Origin of the sequence: Agrobacterium sp. OT33, from assembly GCF_017313365.1 — a bacterium.
Classification (GTDB): Bacteria; Pseudomonadota; Alphaproteobacteria; order Rhizobiales; family Rhizobiaceae; genus Agrobacterium; species Agrobacterium rhizogenes_A.
The window spans coordinates 549,014-569,378 of record NZ_JAFLMZ010000001.1 but is presented as its reverse complement, the minus strand read 5'-3'; the positions used below and the strand labels follow the sequence as shown (position 1 = coordinate 569,378).

Genomic DNA, 20,365 nt, shown 5'->3' with positions numbered 1-20,365 from the left:
TTTTTTGCGATAAGCAGATGCGAAAGCAGGGTTTGAAGGGCATCGCGCGAATTCGGCCGAATGCGAGGCGGCCTTAAAACTAATATGCCGCCAGCGGTGCCGGCGGCATATTGAAGTATTGGTTCCTTTGGTTCGCCATTGCGCGTACCGACTGGAGTGGTTAGAGCCCAAGACCCTCGAAAAGCGCGGTCGAAAGGTAACGTTCCGCAAAGGAAGGAACGATGACGACGATATTCTTGCCGGCATTTTCTTCGCGCGCGCCGACCTTGATCGCCGCCGCCAGTGCCGCGCCGGAGGAGATGCCGACCGGCACACCTTCGAGTCTTGCCGCCAGACGTGCGATTTCGAAAGCCTCGTCATTGGTCACGGTGACGATCTCGTCATAAATGCCCGTGTCGAGGATCGCAGGCGCAAAACCGGCGCCGATGCCCTGAATCTTGTGCGGGCCGGGGTTGCCGCCGGAAAGAACCGGGCTGTCTGCGGGCTCGACCGCAATGACCTTCACATCCGGTTTGCGGGATTTAAGCACCTGGCCCGTGCCGGTGATCGTCCCACCCGTACCGATGCCGGAAACGAGAATATCGACCGTGCCGTCGGTATCGTTCCAGATTTCTTCCGCGGTCGTCTTGCGGTGAATTTCCGGATTGGCGGGGTTTTCGAATTGCTGCGGAATGATCGCGTCAGGCAGGGTCTCGGCCAGTTCCTGCGCCTTGGCGATTGCGCCCTTCATGCCCTTCGGGCCTTCGGTCAGCACCAGTTCCGCGCCGAGCAGGGCCAGCATCTTCCGGCGCTCGACCGACATGGTTTCAGGCATGGTCAGGATCAGCTTGTAACCCTTGGCGGCGGCGGCGAAGGCAAGCGCAATGCCGGTATTTCCTGATGTCGGTTCCACCAGCGTCGTTTTGCCGGGGGTGATCTTGCCCTGCGCTTCCAGCGCTTCGATCATGGCGACGCCGATGCGGTCCTTCACGGAAGCGATGGGGTTGAAAAACTCCAGCTTGGCAAGCAGGTTGGCCTTCACGCCCTTTTCTTTCGCCAGCTTGTCCAGCCGCACGATCGGCGTATCGCCGATAGTTTCCGTAATCGAGGAATAGACGCGTCCGCGTCCGGGCTTTCTGGCTTCAGGCATGATGCTCTCCCGTATGAAGGCCACAGAATAGTGACCGCAATATTTGAGCGGCAGAATAGGAGCAATCGCCCTGTCAGGCTAGCGAACGTTCATCCTTATATGGCGGGTTCACCGGAAAAATTTCCCGATAAACCAGATAAATGCACGAAATTATTTTAGGTGCTGCGGATGGCGATCATGGTCGCCGTTCCGGCCAGAATGCCTGCCGCCGTGCGGTTGAGGATTGTCAAGGCGCTCGGCCGCTTCAGCAGGTTGCGTGCCTTGGCCGCAAGCAGGATGTAAGGCAGGAGAACGGCCATCAGCACGACGAAAGTAAGCGCGAGAAGGGTCGCATATTCAGATGGCCCGATCATGCGGATGTCGATCAGCGTTGGCACCAGCGCCACATAAAACAGCATGGTTTTCGGATTGCCGAGGGTGATCAGCAGGCCGGACAGGAAGGACATGGGCATGCTGGTGCTCTTTTTTGCCTTCAGGTCCTGCGGCAGCAGGCCGGCGGTCCACAGCTTCCAGGCGATATAAAGGAGATAGGCCGCGCCGGCGAATTTCAGGACCATGAAGGCCTCCTGAAAGGTTTGTGCGACGAAGGCCAGTCCCAATATCACGCCGGTCAGGTAGATCATGTCGCCCAGCACCAGTCCGAGGCCCATGAAGAAGGTTTCCCGAAAGCCCGAACCCAGCGCCCGCGCCACGATCGCCGTCATGCCGGGGCCGGGAATGGCGGCGGCGATGAAGAGGGCGGTGGCATAGGCAAAAAGGGTCGTCAGTGTCATGATCGTGTTTCCCGGAAAAGCTGCCAGATCCATAGCGAAATTGCCGGGCAAAAACAATCGGCTCTCCCGTCCATCCGGGCGGACGGGCAGAAACCTGGCCTCACGTAAAAGCGGTCTGAGGGTTCTGACGGGCAGGCGGGTGTGGTTAGACCCCGGTGGAGCCGAAACCGCCGGTGCCGCGCACCGTTGCGGAGGTTTCCGTCACTTCGCTTACGACAACCTGCGTCACCGGTGCGATCACCATCTGCGCGATACGCATGCCGCGCTCGACAACGAAATCGCTGTCACCGAGATTGGCGAGAATGACCTTCACCTCGCCGCGATAATCGCTGTCCACGGTGCCGGGGGAATTGAGGCAGGTAATGCCGTTCTTGATGGCAAGCCCGGAGCGGGGGCGGATTTGCGCCTCGTAACCGGCCGGAACCTCGAAAACGAAACCGGTCGGCACCAGCGTGCGTTCGCCGGGCTTCAGGGTCAGCGGCGCATCCGCGGGCACCGCTGCACGCAGGTCCATGCCGGCAGCGCCGCCGGTTTCATAAGAGGGCAAGTCGAGGCCCGCGCCATGGGCAAGGCGGACGAGACGGAGAGGGGGGCGATTGTCGTTTTGAACGGTCATGCGGCATTAGTTTGCCGAGATCGCGGCAAGGTCAATTGCAAATGCGGGCCTGAAACGCTAGATAGCCCGCAATTCCACAGGATTTGTCAGATGGCCGAAACACTTGCCGAGGCGGTCTCCCGCCGCCGCACCTTTGCTATTATCGCGCACCCGGACGCGGGTAAGACGACGCTTACCGAAAAACTGCTGCTGTTCGGCGGAGCGATCCAGCTTGCCGGTGAGGTGAAGGCGAAGAAGGACCGCATCCAGACCCGTTCGGACTGGATGAAGATCGAGCGCGAGCGCGGCATTTCGGTCGTTACCTCGGTCATGACCTTCGAATATAATGATCGGGTCTTCAATATTCTCGATACGCCCGGCCACGAGGACTTCGCTGATGATACCTACCGCACGCTGACGGCGGTGGATGCGGCGATCATGGTTATCGACGCCGCCAAGGGTATCGAGCCGCGCACGCTGAAGCTCTTCGAAGTCTGCCGCATGCGCGATATTCCGATCATCACCTTCATCAACAAGATGGACCGCGAAAGCCGCGACCCCTTCGAGATTCTGGATGAGGTCGAGGAGAAGCTGGCGCTCGATACCGCGCCGATCACCTGGCCGGTCGGGCGTGCGAAAACCTTCTGCGGCGCCTATAATCTTGCCGACAACACCTTCCGTGGCGTCGATACGCAGGTGGAGGCCATGCCCGTCAATGGCCCGCAGGCGGTTGCCGATCGCCTGCCGGAAAATGAACGCAAGCTTTTTGTCGAGGAAACGGAACTGGCGCTGGAAGCCTGCCGCCCCTTCGACCGCGAAGCCTTTCTTGAGGGCCATATGACGCCGGTGTTCTTCGGTTCGGCGCTGCGCAATTTCGGTGTGCGTGACCTCATCAACGCGCTCGGCGACTTCGCGCCGCCGCCGCGCGATCAGGTGGCGGATACCCGCACCGTCCATGCGGCTGAAGAAAAAATGACGGCCTTCGTCTTCAAGATTCAGGCCAATATGGACCCGAACCATCGTGACCGCATCGCTTTCGCCCGCATCTGCTCCGGCAAGCTGGAGCGCGGAATGAAGGCACGGCTTGCCCGCACCGGCAAGCAGATGGGCCTCACCGCGCCGCAGTTCTTCTTCGCCTCGCAGCGCCAGCTGGCCGATACGGCCTTTGCGGGTGACGTGGTGGGCATCCCGAACCACGGCACCTTGCGCATCGGCGATACGCTGACCGAGGGGGAAAACCTCGTTTTCCAGGGTGTGCCGAACTTCTCGCCGGAAATCCTGCGCCGCGTGCGGCTTGAGGATGCCATGAAGGCGAAGAAGCTGAAGGAAGCCCTGCAGCAGATGGCGGAAGAGGGCGTCGTTCAGCTCTTTTCGCCGGAAGACGGCTCGCCGGCCATCGTCGGTGTCGTCGGCGCGCTGCAGCTCGATGTGCTGAAGGAACGGCTGATGGGCGAATACGGCCTGCCGGTCTCCTTTGAAATGTCGCGCTTCTCCGTCTGCCGCTGGATTTCCTCCGATCAGCCGGCGGAAATGGACAAGTTCCTCAACGTCAAGCGCGGCGATATTGCCCGCGATCTCGATGGTGATCCGGTGTTTCTGGCGCAGGATGCGTTTTCGCTGCGGTATGAATCCGAGCGTTTCCCCGCGATCAAGATGGTCGCGATCAAGGAATATCACGTCGCCAAGGCGGCGTGATTGCACTTTGAATGCCAAGGGCTTAGTTTCCCCGTAAACGGGAAACTGGTCCGGCATCATGACGCTTTCAGGCAAACATATTCTTCTTATCATCTCCGGCGGCATCGCGGCTTATAAGAGCCTCGATCTCATCCGCCGCCTGAAGGAGCGCGGTGCAAAGGTGACGCCGGTGATGACGAAGGGCGCGCAGGAATTCGTCACCCCGCTAGCCGTCGGCGCGCTCTCCGCCACCCATGTCTTTACCGAGCTTTTTTCAAGGCAGGATGAGCAGGATGTCGGTCATATCAGGCTGGCGCGCGACTGCGATTTCGTGCTGGTCGCACCCGCCACTGCCGATCTGATGGCGAAGATGGCGCATGGACTGGCCGACGATCTCGCCTCCACGGTCCTTCTCGCGACGGATCGCAGGGTGCTGGTCGCGCCCGCGATGAACCCGAAAATGTGGATGGCGAAGCCGACTGTCCGCAATGTTGAAACGCTGAAGAAAGACGGCGTGTTTTTCATTGGCCCGATGGCGGGTGAAATGGCGGAGAAGGGCGAAGCCGGTCCCGGTCGGATGGCGGAGCCGTTGCAGATCGTTGAAGCCGTCGAGGCGCTGCTGCAAAGCGGCCCGAAGCCTTTGCGCGGCAGAACGGCAATCGTCACTTCCGGTCCCACCCATGAGCCGATCGATCCGGTGCGTTATATCGCCAATCGTTCCTCCGGCAAGCAGGGCCATGCCATTGCGGCGGCTCTCGCGGAACTGGGGGCGGAGGTCACGCTGGTCTCCGGCCCGGTCGCCATCGCCGATCCCGCCGGGGTCAAAACGATCCATGTCGAGCGCGCTGAAGAAATGCGCGATGCGGTGATCTCAAGGCTTCCGGCGGATATCGCCGTCATGGTTGCCGCCGTCGCCGACTGGCGGGTGGCCGGCTCGTCGGGGCAGAAGATCAAGAAGCAGCCGGGGGACGCGCCGCCGGCGCTGCAACTGACGGAAAATCCGGATATTCTCAAAACCGTCGGTCACCATGAAAAGCGCCCGAAGCTGGTGGTTGGTTTTGCAGCTGAAACGCAGGATGTCGAAAAGAACGGCCGAGCCAAGCTGGAACGCAAGGGAGCGGATTATATCGTCGCCAATGATGTCTCCGCCGAGACCGGCATCATGGGCGGAGACCGCAACAGCGTGAAGATCATCTCGGCTGATGGCATCGAGGTCTGGCCGGATCTCGATAAAGCGGAAGTCGCAAAACGTCTGGCAGCCCTTGTTGCGGAGAAGCTCGCATGATCCTGTTTGATCGCAAGACATTCGACAGGGTGCTGGGCGCGTGGCCGGGCGTGCGTTTCGTCGATCAATGGGATTCCCATGTCGCCAAGGTGGGCGACAAGGTCTTTGCCGTTCTGGGTGAGCGGGAGGACTGGCGGCTGGTGGTGAAATGCTCGGAGGAGAGTTTTGAAATCCTCACCTCGCTCGAAGGCATCGCTCAGGCGCCCTATTTCGCCAAGCGGAAGTGGGTTTCGATCGCAGATCATTCTCCACTCGAACAGGAAGAACTGGAGCACTATGTGCGCCGTTCCTATGAGCTTGTCGCCGCCGGCCTGACAAAAAAACTGCGGGGCGAACTGGGCATCGTGATCGACACCGCATCTCGCGTGCGCCCAGTCTAAGCGGAAGCGTCGGACGTGTTCTATTCTTTGTTGTTCCGCATTTTCCGGGCGTAAAACCGCTACGCACTTTTACTGGAAATGCGCCAGCCCGTAATCTTCCGTCAGTTGATCTTCTTGTCCTTGCCGATGATCTGACGCACGCCTTCCCTGGTGAATGGCTGCACGAGTTGCGGCAGAAACCCCTTCGCGATTTCTCCTTTGATGCCGATATCGGTGGAGGAGGGCCGGTCGGGATTGTGGTAGGAGCCGAAGATCAGATCGAAGATGACGAGGTTTTCGCCGTAATTGGTATTTCCTTCCGGAAGCTGTTTTGAATGGTGCCAGCGGTGCAGGCGCGGCGTGCTGAAGACGTAGTCGAGCAACCCCGTTTTCATATCGACATTGCAATGGGTCAAAATGCCGATGAAGGCGGTCACGGCGCCCAGCCACCAGAAAACCTGCAGCGGCGCGCCCATGAAATAAAGCGGAATCTGGCTGAGCGCGATCTTGAACAGGGAATCGGCCACATGGAACCGTCCCGTATTAACGACCCAGAGCCGCACGACGCTGTGGTGCAGGGCATGGAAGCGCCAGAAGAACACGGTTTCATGGGCAATGCGGTGGGCCCAGTAAAGACCGAATTCGGCAATCGTTACCGCAAGCGCCACCTGAACGATCATAGGCAGTTGCGACGGCCACAGGTCGAAGCGCATGGCGGCCAGGGGCTGCAGCACATTGGCTGTCAGCATCGGGAAAATCGCGGCTGCCGCTGCCGCGAGCTGGACAAGCCCTTTTGTCAAAAGCGTATGGCCGATGCTGTTCACGGTCTCGCCGTCACCCTCAAGCCATTGCACTTCATAGGGAATATAGCGCTCGAGAAGAAACAGGCTGAGAACTGCGCCCGCATAAACGGCCAGAAAAGCCGCGATCGGATGGCTGCTCGTAAACGCGAAATAGGAGCCCGCAAGGCCGCCCACGAACACCAGCGGCCACGAAGAATAAGAAAGGGCCACTTTCAATGCTTGCGATTTTGCCATGAATTTCAAATCCCGTCCGGCATTACCTGTCTCTCAACCATCGGCGCAATTCCGCGCAGGATCGCGGCGTTGCGTCACTGAAACGGCCATCGCTGCAGGGGTCAATCCCGAACCGCCGCGTTGGCCTCTCATCGTTCAAATCCCTGCGGTCGGGCCTGTCCGAATGGCGTAGCGCGCGCCGCAATTCGCCACAGCTGCGTGGTTTCCCGTCACTTGCGCGCCCGTCGGTGCATGGATCATGGACCCGATGCTCGGCCATCGCATCCGGCACCAAAGCCAGTTGAATGGATATGAGCATCAAAGCAAGCGGCGAGAACGCCTTTATCCGCATGGATCACCTGTCTTGTTTCAAGATCAGGCCCTTATTCCTCCAATAGATTACACCAGCATGGCACTCGTTCGTCTTCAGATGCTCAGCTGACCCTGACAGCAATATAGAGAAGCGTCAGCGCAATCACCCACAGCGCTATCCGGCCCCATTTTGTGTGGCGCGCCTCCGCCTTGCCGATGGCTTCCGCAGTCTGCGCGTCGAAACGCAGGCCATTCTCGCTCATATACATCAGATCGGAATGCAGTTTCTCCGTCTTGGCGGCGATTTCCGGTGCTGCCTCGGCAAGTTTGAGGGCCGCCTTCACGCCATCCTTCAGATCGGTGGCAATGCGCTTCGGACCGAGATTGTCGCGGATCCAGCCGCCGACCACCGGATCGGCCGCCTTCCACATGTTGAAACGCGGATTGAGCATGCGCGACACGCCTTCCACCACCACCATGGTCTTCTGCAGCATCACCAGTTCCGGCCGTGTTTCCATGTCGAAAAGCTCGGTCACTTCAAACAGCAGCGTCAGAAGCTTGCCCATGGAGATTGTCTCGGCCGGCTGGCCGTGAATCGGTTCGCCAATGGCGCGGATCGCCTGCGCGAAGCTCGCTTTATCGTGGTGGCCAGGCACATAGCCCGCCTCGAAATGCACTTCCGCCACCCGCATGTAATCGCGGGTAATGAAGCCATAGAGGATTTCGGCGAGGAAGCGGCGTTCCTTTTTGCCAAGGCGTCCGGCAATGCCCATGTCCACGGCAACAATCATGCCCTGGGCATCGACGAAGAGATTGCCGGGGTGCATGTCGGCATGGAAAAAACCGTCGCGCAGCGTGTGCCGCAGGAAAGACTGGATCAGGGTGTCGGCGAGCTGGTTCAGGTCGTGACCGGCAGCCTTTAGCCCCTCGATATCGGACATCTTGACGCCGTCGATCCACTCCATGGTGACGACATCGCGCCCGGTGCGTTCCCAGTCGACCTCGGGAACGCGGAATCCGGGGTCGTCCTTGGTGTTTTCCGCCAGTTCGGAAAGGGCTGCGGCCTCAAGCCGCAGATCCATCTCGATCTTGGTCGTCTGCTCCAGCGTGCGGGTGACCTCGACCGGTCGCAGGCGGCGGGCGGAGCGGACGAAGCGCTGCTGCAGGTCGGCGATCAAATACATCGCCTCGAGATCGTTCTGGAAACGCTGGCGCACGCCGGGGCGGATAACCTTGACGGCGACCTTGCGCGGCCCCTTGGGTGTATCCACCATTGCCGGATGCACCTGGGCGATGGAGGCGGCGGCGATCGGATCGCCAAATTCCCTGTAGAGATCAGAAACCGACCGTCCGAGCGAACCTTCGATATTGGCCTTCGCGGCGGCGGCCGGGAAAAAGGCCATGCGGTCCTGAAGACTTGCAAGATCATCGGCGAAGTCAGCACCCACCACATCCGGCCGGGTGGCGAGAAACTGACCCATCTTCACATAAGAAGGTCCAAGCCGTTCGACGGCCACGGCCAGCCGGTCGCTGCGCTGGGCCCGTTTCGCCTTGCTGCGGGCGAACGGCTTCAGCAGCGTTTTCAGCAATTGTGCGGGAGCAGGAAGATCATCGGATGGCAAGGCCAGCACGACGCCTTCGCGCACGAGAACCCAGCCCACCCTTGCGAGGCGGAAATATGCGCCCAAAGTGCTCATGCTTATGCTTGTCTCCTGCTTCTGCCAGCCATGCGCCTTAAAGCTTCCAGCCGGAATGCAGGGCGGCGATGCCGCCGGTGTAATTGGTGTAGGTCACGCGGGAGAAGCCGGCGGTGCGGATCATCGATGCAAAATCTTCCTGATTGGGGAATTTGCGAATCGACTCGACCAGATATTGATAGGGTTCGGCGTCACCGGTGATCATCTTGCCGAATTGTGGAATGGCATTGAACGACCAGGCGTCATAGACGCGATCGAGAAGCGGCATTTCGACTTCGGAGAATTCCAGCACCAGCAACCGCCCGCCACGCTTCAGCACGCGGTGGGCCTCCTTCAGCGCGACGTCGATGCGCGGCACGTTGCGAATGCCGAAGGCGACGGTATAGGCATCGAAGCTATTCGCCTCGAAGGGCAGTTCCTCGGCATTGGCCTCAACGAAGGTCAGATTGTCGGAGAGTTTCTTTTTTGCCGCGCGCTCTTCGCCCACAGCCAGCATCGAGCCGTTAATGTCGAGAACGGTGGCGTGCGCCAGGCGATTGGAGGCTTCAACGATACGGAAGGCGATATCGCCGGTGCCGCCCGCCACGTCCAGCACCTTGTAGGAGGAGTCCTTGCGCGGCGAAAGCGAGGAGACCATGGCGTCCTTCCACAGCCGGTGCAGGCCCGCCGACATCACGTCATTCATGATATCGTAGCGTTTGGCCACCTTGTGGAAGACTTCGTTGACCAGCCCCTGCTTTTTGCCTTCGTCCACCTTGTGGAAGCCATAGGACGTTTCCATGCCACCTTCTGCGGTCGTACGGGCGTCGGTCATCGTCTGTCTCCATATTTATTGCGTGGCGGACCATAGCGGAAACGCCACGGCGGCGCTATCTGTTGCCGCATAGCTTAAGCGCGACATTTCGCGTGCATTGTATAGACCACATGGTCCTAACGATAAACTGCCGGATAAGCCAGATGCCAGAATTGCCAGAAGTCGAAACCGTCAGGCGCGGCCTCGCCCCAGCCATGGAAGGCGCAAGGGTCCGCAAGCTCCATCTTGGCCGCCCGGATCTGCGTTTTCCGTTTCCGGAAGATTTCGCGGCGCTTATTGAAGGCAAGGCGATCCTGTCTCTCGGCCGCCGGGCGAAATACCTCCTGATCGAGCTGGAGGACGGGCTGACCATCGTTGCCCATCTCGGCATGTCCGGTTCGTTCCGCATCGAGGCGGAAGTGGATGAAGCCGGCAATACGTCCGGCGCTTTTCATTATGCCCGCTCGAAGGACGGCAAGCACGACCATGTCGTCTTTCATCTGGAAAGGGGCGGAGAGCGTGCCTGTGTCGTCTATAATGATCCGCGTCGCTTCGGCTTCATGCATCTGGTGGAGCGCAACAGGCTTGATCTTTACCCGGCCTTTGCGGAGCTGGGGCCGGAACCAACAGGCAATGCGCTGAGCGCCGATTATCTGGCGAGCCGGTTCGATGGCAAAAGCCAGCCGTTGAAAAGTACGCTGCTGGACCAGAAGGTGATTGCCGGTCTCGGCAACATCTATGTCTGCGAGGCACTGTGGCGCGCCCATCTTTCACCCCTGCGGGCGGCGGGAACACTGGTCACGAAAACCGGCAAACCCAAAGCGCAGCTAGTTGAACTGACGGAGAAGATCCGCGATGTCATCGCGGATGCGATCGCCGCTGGCGGCTCTTCCCTGCGCGACCATATCCAGACGGACGGAACGCTCGGTTATTTTCAGCATTCCTTTTCGGTCTACGATCAGGAGGGCCAGCCTTGCCGGACACCCGGCTGCGGGGGTACGGTTGAAAGAGTGGTGCAGGCCGGTCGTTCGACCTTTTATTGCGCCGCCTGCCAGAAGTGACTGAGCCGGAAAACAACGGGCCGGAAATAGCGGAGAAGGGAGACTACCGTGGATTATGAAACGATACTGGTCGAGAAACGCGATGAGGTGGGCGTCATCACGCTCAACCGCCCGAAAGCGCTCAACGCTCTCAACTCGGTGCTTCTGAAGGAACTTCGGCACATTCTCTCTTCATTTTCCGCCGATGATTCCATCGGTGCCGTCATCATCACCGGCTCGGAAAAGGCATTTGCCGCAGGCGCCGACATCAAGGAGATGCAGGGGCTGGATTTCGTCGATGCCTATGTCGGTGATTTTCTCGGCGGCTGGGACGAGGTCGCGGCGACGAGGAAGCCGGTCATTGCCGCCGTTTCCGGTTTTGCGCTCGGCGGTGGCTGCGAACTGGCGATGATGTGCGATTTCATCATCGCGTCTGATACGGCAAAGTTCGGCCAGCCGGAGATCACGCTGGGCGTCATTCCCGGCATGGGCGGCTCACAGCGCCTCACGCAGGCGGTGGGCAAGGCAAAGGCGATGGATCTGGTTTTGACCGGGCGCATGATGGATGCGGCCGAGGCCGAGCGCGCCGGACTCGTCTCGCGCATCGTGCCCGGGGAAAAACTGATGGAGGAGGCCGTGGAGGCCGCCACCCGCATTGCCTCGCTGTCACGCGCCTCGGTTCTCATGGCCAAGGAAAGCGTCAATCGCTCCTTCGAGGTCCCGCTTGCGGAAGGGCTGCGATATGAAAGGCGATCCTTCCAGTCGCTTTTCGCCACCGCGGATCAGAAGGAGGGCATGGCCGCCTTCGTCGAAAAGCGCAAACCCGTTTTCCGGAATCGCTAAGGATTCGGAATATCGGCGCTTTTAGCGTTTTGCGCGTTGACGGGTGCGCGCTTTAGCGGTATATGCCCGCCCACGGTTAAGGAAAGCCATCCGGCTTGTCCGAAATTACTCCCGCATTCTTGGGTTACGTGAGGTCGTCGAACGACCCGATCCTCTGGTTGCGGAATTTGGTTTGAATTCGAAGAGAGGCATACATGGCCAATACAACTTCGGCGAAAAAGGCGACCCGCAAGATCGCTCGCCGTACCGCAGTCAACAAGGCTCGCCGTTCGCGCGTTCGTGGCTTCATCCGCAAGGTCGAGGAAGCAATCGCTACCGGTGATCTCGCAGTCGCTACCGAAGCTCTGAAGGCTGCTCAGCCGGAGATCCAGCGCGCCGCGACCAAGGGCGTTCTGCACGGCAACACGGCATCCCGCAAGGTGTCGCGTCTCGCACAGCGCGTGAAGGCTCTTTCCGCCTAATCCGGCTAATCACAAATAATTATTCAAAAAGCCTGGTCTTTTGACCGGGCTTTTTCTGATTCTAACCGCCTGTTAATCTTTCCTACCGTAACGTGACAAACGCGTGTCAGATGGACGACAGGAAAAATGAAGTAAAAACAAATACTTGCCGGAGGTCTTCCGGAAAATGAGAAGCTTTCTCTACGGAAGTCGGGACAAGTTTTGAGTCAAGAAGATTTTTATTTTTTTGCCAAAAGCGGCTCTCAAAAATTGCCAAAATTGAATCTCATTGATTCATAAGCGATTCTGCTTCGCACCTCGTCGGTGATGCAAAACGGCCTTTGTGAGTCAATGGCCGATCTGAGTTTTTGCAGAAAAAACGCCATTGATCTCTCACCACGATCCTGCCTAAATGCATTCCAACAAGGGGTGCGGATCTCAGTCCACAGATTATCTCGATGATCGTATCGACGATATTCACCTTCTTGCTGGCGGGTCTTTCGAGATCCGTTTTCTCAGGTCATGGAGCTTTTTGTGCCGTTTCGGTCTCGGAACGGGCAGGGGTTTTTTGTCCTCAAGAATGCGCCTTAAGGTTGTAACGAAAGGAGCGTTTTTAGCGTGTCGCAGGCCTCTCCATGAAGGGGAGGGAAATGGGATAACCGGCTCGCAAACGAGTAGTAGCCTTTGACGTTCTTTCGAGGGGAACGCTGGGGGCAGGAATAATACGAGGGGGATCCCTGGCGGTCGATCTTTGATCGTCAGGCTATGATTGGCAATTTGAAAGGCGGCAATATGCAATTGAATTTGGCGATGGGTGCGGTGGCTGATGGGGACCGCGCACCAAAGGCATGTGATGCAGCTTGCTCTGATGCGGCAGGGGACAAATCGGCAATGAAGCACGATGCGCTGTTTGAACGTTTTAGCGCGCGGCTCAAGGCACAGGTCGGTCCCGAGGTCTATGCAAGCTGGTTTGCACGGCTCAAACTCCACTCCGTTTCGAAAAGCGTCGTCCGTTTTACCGTTCCGACGACCTTTCTGAAGTCCTGGATCAATAACCGTTACATGGACCTGATCACGAACCTCGTCCAGAGCGAGGATCCGGATGTGCTGAAGGTGGAAATTCTTGTCCGCTCGGCCAGCCGTCCGGCTCGTCCGGCACAGGCCGAAGAGCGGGCACAGCCCGTGCCGGAAATCGGCGCGGCGCCGCGTAACAAGTCCTTCATTCCGTCGCAGCCCGCAGCAGCGCCTGCCGCACAGCCTGCGGCAGCGCAGGCAACACTGCGCCAGGGTGGGTCCGGGCCGTTGTTCGGCTCGCCGCTCGATACGCGCTTTACCTTCGATACCTTTGTTGAAGGGTCGTCCAACCGTGTCGCGCTTGCGGCGGCAAAGACGATCGCCGAAGCCGGTGCAGGCGCCGTGCGCTTCAATCCGCTGTTCATCCATGCGGGTGTCGGCCTTGGCAAGACGCATCTTCTGCAGGCCATTGCCAATGCGGCCATCGACAGCCCGCGCAATCCGCGCGTGGTTTATCTGACGGCTGAATATTTCATGTGGCGTTTCGCCACGGCGATCCGCGACAATGACGCGCTGACGCTGAAGGATACGTTGCGCAATATCGACCTGCTGGTCATCGACGACATGCAGTTCCTGCAGGGCAAGATGATCCAGCATGAATTCTGCCACCTGCTGAACATGCTGCTCGACAGCGCCAAGCAGGTTGTGGTTGCGGCTGACCGTGCGCCGTGGGAGCTGGAATCGCTTGATCCGCGTGTCCGTTCCCGCCTGCAGGGCGGCATGGCGATCGAGATCGAAGGTCCCGACTACGACATGCGTTATGAAATGCTCAACCGACGCCTCGGCTCTGCACGTCAGGACGATCCGTCCTTCGAAATTTCGGACGAAATCCTGACCCATGTGGCCAAGAGTGTGACGGCAAGCGGACGTGAGCTTGAAGGCGCTTTCAACCAGCTGATGTTCCGGCGCTCTTTCGAGCCGAACCTCTCGGTTGACCGTGTCGATGAGCTGCTGTCGCACCTCGTCGGAACCGGTGAAGCCAAGCGCGTGCGTATCGAGGATATTCAGCGCATCGTCGCCAAGCACTATAATGTGTCGCGGCAGGAGTTGGTCTCCAACCGTCGCACCCGCGTCATCGTCAAGCCGCGCCAGATCGCCATGTATCTGGCCAAGATGCTGACGCCGCGCTCATTCCCCGAGATCGGTCGCCGCTTTGGCGGTCGCGATCACACCACGGTTCTCCACGCGGTGCGTAAGATCGAGGAACTGATTTCCGGCGACACCAAGCTCGGCCATGAGGTTGAGCTGTTGAAACGCCTGATCAACGAAAACAACGCATGAAAAAAGCGGCCTTCGGGCCGCTTTTTTATTGTCATCTTGTTTATTGGGCTAAAGCTGGCGTCAGCAGGCGAGATCGGCCACCACCGCGTCCAGAATGAGCATGCCGGACGGCGTGCAGCGCAGGCGGGAATTGCCGAGCCTCTCGACGAAACCGTGCTGGAGGAGGAATTCCTCCTTCTCCGGGTCGAGATCGCGGCCGGAAAGATCGCTCCAGCGGGCAAGGTCGATGCCTTCGCGCAGGCGAAGTCCCATCAGCAGCAATTCGTCGGCCTGTTCGTCGACACCCAGCATCTCCTGATCGACCATGCCATGGCCTTCCCGCTCGACGGTTTCGAGCCAGGTTTCCGGGTGGCGCTCGGTGGCGGTTGCGAGCTTGGAGGCGCCCCTCGTCAGGCGTCCATGCGCGCCGGGGCCGATGCCGGCATAATCGCCATAACGCCAGTAGGTGAGGTTGTGGCGGCTTTCGGCGCCGGGACGGGCATGGTTGGAAACCTCATAGGCCGGCATGCCGTAACGCTCGGTGATTTCCTGCGTCGCCTCATAAAGCACGGCTGAATGCTCGCCATCCGGCACGATGAGCTTGCCGGCCTTGTGCAGCCCGTAAAAGGGCGTGCCCTCTTCGATGGTCAACTGATAGAGCGACAGATGGTCGACCGCATAGGAAACCGCCTCTTTCAGTTCGGCGTCCCATTCGGCCACCGTCTGGTTCGGGCGGGCATAGATCAGATCGAAGGACATGCGCGGAAAGATGTCCCGCGCCAGCCGGATGGCCTTCAAGGCATCGGCAACGTCATGCAGGCGCCCGAGGAATTTCAGGTCCCGGTCGTTCAGCGCCTGCACGCCGAGCGAGACGCGGTTGACGCCTGCCGCGCGATAGCCGCGAAAACGTTCCGCCTCGACGCTGGAAGGGTTGGCCTCCATGGTGATCTCGATACCATCGGGCACATGCCAGAAGCGCGAGACGCCATCGAGAACCGCACCCACCGTCTGCGGGTCCATCAGCGAAGGTGTGCCGCCGCCCATGAAGATGCTGGTGACGACCCGTGGGCCGCTGAGCGCCCGCATATGTTCCATCTCCCGGAGGAAAGCTGCGGTAAAGCGCTCCTGATCCACCGGCCGGTGGCGGACATGGCTGTTGAAATCGCAATAGGGACATTTGGCCGCACAGAAGGGCCAATGCAGATAGATCCCGAAACCGGGATCGCCCGTATCCGGCAGAAGCGATGCGCCGGGGGCAGAAAGTTGATGCTCCCCGACCATCGGGTTCATGCCTCCAGGCAGGTTTCTACGAATTTCTTGAAGGCGCGGGCACGGTGTGAGAGTGCGAAGGCATCCCCGTGTTTCCAGCCGTGTTTTTCATCCGCCGTCATCTCGCCGAATGTGGTGTCATATCCTTCGGGTTTAAAGACGGGATCATAACCGAAACCGCTCGTTCCGCGCGGCGGCCACACGACAGTGCCTTCCACCTCGCCGCGGAAATATTCGAGATGCCCATCCGGCCAGGCAAGGCAGAGCACGCTGACGAAGCGGCCCGTGCGATCTTCCGGCTTCGATGCGCCACGCTCGGCAAGTGCATCCTCGACCTTCTGCATGGCCATGGCAAAGTCGCGCGTTCCGTCGGCCGTCTCCGCCCAATTGGCGGTGTAGACGCCAGGCGCACCATCCAGCGCGTCGATGACCAGACCGGAATCATCCGAGAGGGCGGGCAGGCCGGACGCCTTCGCCGACGCCAGTGCCTTGATGGCGGCGTTTTCCTCGAAGGTGGTGCCCGTCTCGTCCGGCTCCTCGAAGTTCAGCTCCGCCGCGGATTTGGCGGAAAAACCGAAAGGTCCGATCAGATCGGCGATTTCGGCGATCTTGCCCTTGTTGTGGCTGGCGACGACGATCGTTCTGGTATCGAGCTTGCGCATCACGCTTTCCTGTCGGCTCAGGCAATCGCCTGTTTCTGAAGGGCGACCAGTTCGCTGCATCCGGCCTTGGCAAGACCGAGCAGCGTCAGGAATTCTTCCTCGGAGAAGGGCGCGCCTTCCGCCGTCCCCTGGACTTCGACGATGCCGCCGGAGCCGGTGATGACGAAGTTCGCGTCGGTTTCGGCGGAGGAATCCTCGAGATAATCGAGGTCGATCACCGGCTGGTTCGCGAAGATGCCGCAGGAGATCGCCGCGATATGGTCCTTCAGAACCTTCTCGACCTTGATCATGTTGCGGGTTTCCATCCACTTCAGGCAGTCATGCAGGGCAATCCATGCGCCGGTGATGGAGGCCGTGCGTGTGCCGCCATCGGCCTGGATGACATCGCAGTCAATGCTGATCTGGCGCTCGCCGAGTGCCTGCAGATCGACGACGGCGCGCAGCGAGCGGCCGATGAGGCGCTGGATTTCCTGTGTGCGGCCACCCTGCTTGCCGGCGGCGGCTTCGCGCTTCATGCGCTCGTGGGTGGAGCGCGGCAGCATGCCGTATTCGGCGGTCACCCAGCCCTTGCCGCTGTTGCGCAGCCACGGCGGCGTCTTTTCTTCAAGGCTTGCGGTGACGAGCACATGCGTGTCGCCGAATTTTACCAGACAGGAGCCTTCGGCATGTTTCGAGAAATTGCGCTCGAAGGAAACCTTGCGCATCTGATCGGTTTTTCTGCCTGAAGGCCGCATATGATCCACTCTCCATGTTGGTTCCTGCCTTCTAAGGCGCGCTCCGGGCTTTTGCAAAGCCAATTTCCATTTTGCCGCAGCCGTGCGACGCATTATATTGATGGAGACAGGATCTCGACGATAAAGAACGGACGAAATGGGTTTTTCTGCACCGCTTTCAAAAGATCAGGCATCGTTGCTGGATGAACGGTCGCGGGAAATTTTCCGGCGCATCGTCGAAGGTTATCTCGATACCGGTGAGCCTCTGGGATCGCGCAGCCTCTCGCGGCTGTTGCCGATGTCGCTTTCACCGGCTTCCGTTCGTAACGTCATGAGCGATCTGGAGGAACTCGGCCTCATCTATTCGCCGCACATCAGCGCCGGCCGCCTGCCGACGCAGACGGGGCTGCGCTTTTTTGTCGATGCCTTCATGCAGGTGGGTGATCTGCCCGCCGAAGAGCGGGCGAGCATCGACCGGCAGATCGGCCCGGTGGCGGCCCATGAGCAGTCGCTGGAAGGGCTGCTGACAGAGGCGAGCCGCATGCTGTCCGGCATGTCGCGCGGGGCGGGTCTTGTGCTCACGGCCAAGAACGACGTTGTCCTCAAACATGTCGAGTTCATCCGGCTGGAACCCACCAAGGCGCTTGCCGTGCTGGTGGGGGACCACAATCAGGTTGAAAACCGCATCATCGAATTGCCGACCGGTATATCCTCGTCGCAATTGACCGAGGCGGCCAATTTCATCAATGCCCATCTCTCCGGCCAGACGCTGCAGGAACTGCGCGGCCAGTTCCAGAAGCAGCGGGCTGAGCTGCAATCCGAACTCGGCACGCTGGCGCAGGACCTCATAGAACGCGGCCTGGCCGTGTGGGCGGGAGACAATGAGGACGGCAAGCTCGGCCGTCTCATCGTTCGCGGACGCTCCAACCTGCTGGAAGGGCTGGCCGGTGAAGAGGATATCGACCGTGTGCGCCTGCTGTTCGACGATCTGGAACGCAAGGAGAATCTGATCGAAATCCTCAATCTCGCGGAAACAGGCTCAGGGGTGAGGATTTTCATCGGCTCGGAAAACAAGCTCTTTTCGCTCTCCGGCTCATCGCTGATCGTTGCGCCCTATCGCGACGAGGACAACCGTGTCGTTGGTGCGGTCGGAGTTATCGGGCCGACGAGGCTCAATTACGCGCGCATCGTTCCCATGGTCGATTATACGGCGCAGATCATGGCCCGCCTTTCCCGTAAGCAGAGATAGGACTAGCCCGCAAGGTCAGGCAATGCGGCAAGCTTTTCGCCGCAAGCCTTGATTTTTGCCCGTCAAAGCTCGATATCGGGCGCAACCTACAACATTCAAATCTGGAGAACGTCATGACCGACGATACAAAAAAGCCCGGACCTGACGCGGACGTCGCCGAAGAGCTTGTCGAACCCGCGATCGCCGGGGAAGAGCCGACTGATGCTGCCGAACCCGATCCGGTGGAACTGCTCAAGGCCGAAAATGCCGATCTGCGTGACAAGTTCCTGCGCCTTGCCGCCGAAATGGATAATCTTCGCCGCCGCACCGAGCGTGACGTCAAGGACGCCAAGGCCTATTCGCTGGCCGGTTTTGCGCGGGATATGCTTGCTGTTTCCGACAATCTTCGCCGTGCGCTCGAGGCCATTCCCGATGAGCTCAAGACCAATGGCGAAGCCGGTCTCAATGGCCTGATCGAAGGCGTGGAGATGACCGAGCGTTCGATGCTGTCGACGCTGGAACGCCACGGCGTCAAGAAGATCGATGCCGAAGGCCAGAAGTTCGATCCGAATTTCCATCAGGCCATGTTTGAAATCCCCAACACGGCGGTTCCGAACAATACGGTGCTGCAGGTTATCCAGGCTGGTTTCACCATCGGCGACCGGGTCCTGCGCCCCGCCATGGTTGGCGTCGCCAAGGGTGGTCCAAAGGCGGAAGCCGCCGCATCGGCCGAACCCGGCACGGCGTCGCTCAATGAAAAGGATGCCTGAGGCATTCCTGTCTGCATAATAAAAAACGCGCCCTTGTGGCGCGTTTTTTATTGTCATGAAACCTGGGACAGGGCGTGCCTGATCAGGCAGCAGTCGCCTGTTCCTGGTTGAGGAAGGCATAGATTGCCGTATCGGAATCGGTGGCGCGCAGCTTGGCCACCAGTTCCGGGTCGCGCAGGGCGCGCGCAATTCTGGACAGCGCCTTCAGGTGATCCGCGCCAGCGCCTTCGGGCGCAAGCAGCAGGAAAACCAGATCGACGGGCTGATCGTCCAGCGCTTCGAAATCGACTGGCGTTTCAAGGCGTGCGAAAACACCAGTGATCTGGTGAATGCTGTTGAGCTTGCCATGGGGAATGGCGATGCCGTGGCCCACGCCGGTGGAGCCGAGCTTTTCACGCTGGAGGATGACGTCGAAAACTTCCCGTTCCGAGACTCCGGTAATTCTGGCTGCCTTTGCGGCCAGCTCCTGAAGCAATTGCTTTTTGGAATTCACCTTGAGGGCGGGAATAATCGCATCTTGTTGCAGCAAATCTGCCAACGCCATTCTCTTTTTCCTTCATGCCATCGAGACGATGCAGGAGGCAGATGCGCCTGTTGCGCTCCGCCTCCCACGTCTTGTCAGACTGTTCAGCTCTTGATCGTTTCCGCGTCGATCCAGCCAATATTGCCGTCATGACGTCGGTAGACGATGTTGAGATATTCCTTGCCGGGGCTGCGGAAGAGCAGAACCGGTTCGTCCGTCATGTCGAGCGCCATCACGGCGCTGGCGACGGACATTGTCTTGATCTGTTTCGAACTCTCCGCCACGATGGTGGGTGCGTAATCTTCAGGGACCTCGTGGTCCTCATCGGGAATGGCATCCATCACCGTATAGGCAATTTCAGTCAGCGCGCCGTTCGCGGCAGAACCATTGTGGTGGTCCTTCAGCTTGCGCTTGTAGCGACGCAGACGCTTCTCGATCCGCTCTGCGGCGGCATCGAAGCTTGCCTGCGGATCATTTGCCTGACCCGCCGCATGCAATACAACGCCCGTATCGAGATGCAGCTTGCAATCGGCGGCAAAACGCGATCCGGACTTCTCCACGGTCACTTGGCCTGAATACCCCCCATCGAAGTATTTGGTAACCGCCAGACCTATATTGTCCTCAATCCGCTGACGGAAAGATTCACCGATCTCCATATGTTTACCAGATACACGCACACTCATGGAAATTTTCCTTTTTGTAGTGATTTGCGAGTACCAGCTTACGTCAAGCCGCGCGCGCATCCAAGCGTTTCGAAGACCTTAAAAAGCCTTCATTCGAATTTTACGCCCATGGACGGTGGAGATGAATCCGTTACAAATGACCTTGCTTACGTGTGCGGCGGGCTTCTAGCCCCTGACGTGATAAGAGTCAATGGTGCGGCAAAAAAGCGCCCCAAACGTGATCGAGC

General features: G+C 59.4%; 20 protein-coding genes. 9 read left to right on the top strand and 11 right to left on the bottom strand.

The genetic code is table 11. The features are described 5' to 3' along the window. Positions 1–160: 160 nt before the first annotated feature. The 3 genes from cysK to dut all read right to left on the bottom strand — a co-directional run bounded on the left by cysK (position 161) and on the right by dut (position 2,518). Complete coding sequence (gene cysK / locus JZX88_RS02775) at positions 161–1,129, bottom strand: cysteine synthase A (protein WP_065114685.1); 969 nt, start codon at positions 1,127–1,129, stop codon at positions 161–163. Positions 1,130–1,284: 155 nt separating this feature from the next. Next, positions 1,285–1,902 carry a LysE family translocator gene (locus JZX88_RS02770; protein WP_065116107.1) on the bottom strand — a complete coding sequence of 206 codons (618 nt, stop codon included), beginning with the start codon at positions 1,900–1,902 and terminating at the stop codon, positions 1,285–1,287. A 145-nt stretch (positions 1,903–2,047) separates the two neighbouring features. Then, positions 2,048–2,518, bottom strand: a complete 471-nt coding sequence (dut, locus tag JZX88_RS02765) for a dUTP diphosphatase (protein WP_065114686.1) — start codon at positions 2,516–2,518, stop codon at positions 2,048–2,050. Positions 2,519–2,608: 90 nt separating this feature from the next. Here dut and JZX88_RS02760 point away from each other — a divergent pair, with 90 nt between their 5' ends. The 3 genes from JZX88_RS02760 to JZX88_RS02750 are packed head-to-tail and all read left to right on the top strand — an operon-like array spanning position 2,609 to position 5,836. After that, entirely contained in the window at positions 2,609–4,192 is a 1,584-nt protein-coding gene (locus JZX88_RS02760; RefSeq protein WP_065114687.1) for a peptide chain release factor 3, read from the top strand. Positions 4,193–4,250: 58 nt separating this feature from the next. Then, positions 4,251–5,456 carry a bifunctional phosphopantothenoylcysteine decarboxylase/phosphopantothenate--cysteine ligase CoaBC gene (gene coaBC, locus JZX88_RS02755; RefSeq protein WP_206912446.1) on the top strand — a complete coding sequence of 402 codons (1,206 nt, stop codon included), beginning with the start codon at positions 4,251–4,253 and terminating at the stop codon, positions 5,454–5,456. After that, on the top strand, positions 5,453–5,836 hold the full coding sequence (locus JZX88_RS02750; RefSeq protein ID WP_206912445.1) for an MmcQ/YjbR family DNA-binding protein: 384 nt from the start codon (positions 5,453–5,455) through the stop codon (positions 5,834–5,836). Before coaBC ends, JZX88_RS02750 begins: the two co-directional genes overlap by 4 nt. A 101-nt stretch (positions 5,837–5,937) precedes the next feature. Here the strand turns inward: JZX88_RS02750 and JZX88_RS02745 are convergent, their stop codons facing one another. The 3 genes from JZX88_RS02745 to ubiE form a co-directional block, all read right to left on the bottom strand. Next, a complete protein-coding gene (locus JZX88_RS02745; protein ID WP_065114690.1) occupies positions 5,938–6,852 on the bottom strand; it encodes a sterol desaturase family protein in 915 nt (304 codons plus the stop codon). Between the two features lie 413 nt (positions 6,853–7,265). Next, positions 7,266–8,840 (bottom strand): 2-polyprenylphenol 6-hydroxylase, encoded by a 1,575-nt coding sequence (gene ubiB, locus JZX88_RS02740; protein ID WP_065114691.1) that lies wholly within the window; start codon positions 8,838–8,840, stop codon positions 7,266–7,268. A gap of 37 nt (positions 8,841–8,877) precedes the next feature. Then, positions 8,878–9,654 (bottom strand): bifunctional demethylmenaquinone methyltransferase/2-methoxy-6-polyprenyl-1,4-benzoquinol methylase UbiE, encoded by a 777-nt coding sequence (gene ubiE / locus JZX88_RS02735; protein ID WP_142855231.1) that lies wholly within the window; start codon positions 9,652–9,654, stop codon positions 8,878–8,880. A 143-nt stretch (positions 9,655–9,797) separates the two neighbouring features. Here ubiE and mutM point away from each other — a divergent pair, with 143 nt between their 5' ends. From mutM to dnaA, 4 genes are all read left to right on the top strand, one after another. Beyond that, on the top strand, positions 9,798–10,694 hold the full coding sequence (gene mutM / locus JZX88_RS02730; protein ID WP_065114693.1) for a bifunctional DNA-formamidopyrimidine glycosylase/DNA-(apurinic or apyrimidinic site) lyase: 897 nt from the start codon (positions 9,798–9,800) through the stop codon (positions 10,692–10,694). Positions 10,695–10,742: 48 nt separating this feature from the next. After that, the gene (locus JZX88_RS02725; protein ID WP_206912444.1) at positions 10,743–11,516 is read left to right on the top strand and encodes an enoyl-CoA hydratase; all 774 of its coding nucleotides are present in this window, start codon (positions 10,743–10,745) and stop codon (positions 11,514–11,516) included. A 194-nt stretch (positions 11,517–11,710) separates the two neighbouring features. Then, positions 11,711–11,977, top strand: coding sequence for a 30S ribosomal protein S20 (gene rpsT, locus JZX88_RS02720; RefSeq protein WP_004439523.1), 267 nt, complete (start codon positions 11,711–11,713; stop codon positions 11,975–11,977). An 870-nt stretch (positions 11,978–12,847) separates the two neighbouring features. Continuing rightward, positions 12,848–14,311, top strand: coding sequence for a chromosomal replication initiator protein DnaA (gene dnaA / locus JZX88_RS02715; RefSeq protein ID WP_180566407.1), 1,464 nt, complete (start codon positions 12,848–12,850; stop codon positions 14,309–14,311). Positions 14,312–14,371: 60 nt separating this feature from the next. Here dnaA and hemW read toward each other — a convergent pair whose 3' ends face one another. Genes hemW through rph form a run of 3 tightly spaced genes read right to left on the bottom strand, consistent with a single transcriptional unit; the run spans position 14,372 to position 16,955 of the window. Then, the gene (gene hemW / locus JZX88_RS02710; RefSeq protein ID WP_065116109.1) at positions 14,372–15,571 is read right to left on the bottom strand and encodes a radical SAM family heme chaperone HemW; all 1,200 of its coding nucleotides are present in this window, start codon (positions 15,569–15,571) and stop codon (positions 14,372–14,374) included. A 5-nt stretch (positions 15,572–15,576) separates the two neighbouring features. Next, the gene (gene rdgB / locus JZX88_RS02705; RefSeq protein ID WP_065114695.1) at positions 15,577–16,221 is read right to left on the bottom strand and encodes an RdgB/HAM1 family non-canonical purine NTP pyrophosphatase; all 645 of its coding nucleotides are present in this window, start codon (positions 16,219–16,221) and stop codon (positions 15,577–15,579) included. A 17-nt stretch (positions 16,222–16,238) separates the two neighbouring features. Next, the gene (gene rph, locus JZX88_RS02700) at positions 16,239–16,955 is read right to left on the bottom strand and encodes a ribonuclease PH (protein WP_065114696.1); all 717 of its coding nucleotides are present in this window, start codon (positions 16,953–16,955) and stop codon (positions 16,239–16,241) included. A 136-nt stretch (positions 16,956–17,091) separates the two neighbouring features. Between rph and hrcA the strand changes: the two genes are divergently transcribed. Next, on the top strand, positions 17,092–18,183 hold the full coding sequence (hrcA, locus tag JZX88_RS02695) for a heat-inducible transcriptional repressor HrcA (protein ID WP_206912443.1): 1,092 nt from the start codon (positions 17,092–17,094) through the stop codon (positions 18,181–18,183). A gap of 113 nt (positions 18,184–18,296) precedes the next feature. Beyond that, complete coding sequence (gene grpE, locus JZX88_RS02690; protein ID WP_065114698.1) at positions 18,297–18,932, top strand: nucleotide exchange factor GrpE; 636 nt, start codon at positions 18,297–18,299, stop codon at positions 18,930–18,932. 82 nt (positions 18,933–19,014) lie between these two features. On the opposite strand, the gene ptsN is transcribed toward grpE, so the two are convergent. Then, the gene (ptsN, locus tag JZX88_RS02685; protein ID WP_003503792.1) at positions 19,015–19,476 is read right to left on the bottom strand and encodes a PTS IIA-like nitrogen regulatory protein PtsN; all 462 of its coding nucleotides are present in this window, start codon (positions 19,474–19,476) and stop codon (positions 19,015–19,017) included. Positions 19,477–19,559: 83 nt separating this feature from the next. Then, positions 19,560–20,138, bottom strand: coding sequence for a ribosome hibernation-promoting factor, HPF/YfiA family (gene hpf, locus JZX88_RS02680; RefSeq protein WP_065114699.1), 579 nt, complete (start codon positions 20,136–20,138; stop codon positions 19,560–19,562). Positions 20,139–20,365 lie beyond the last annotated feature (227 nt).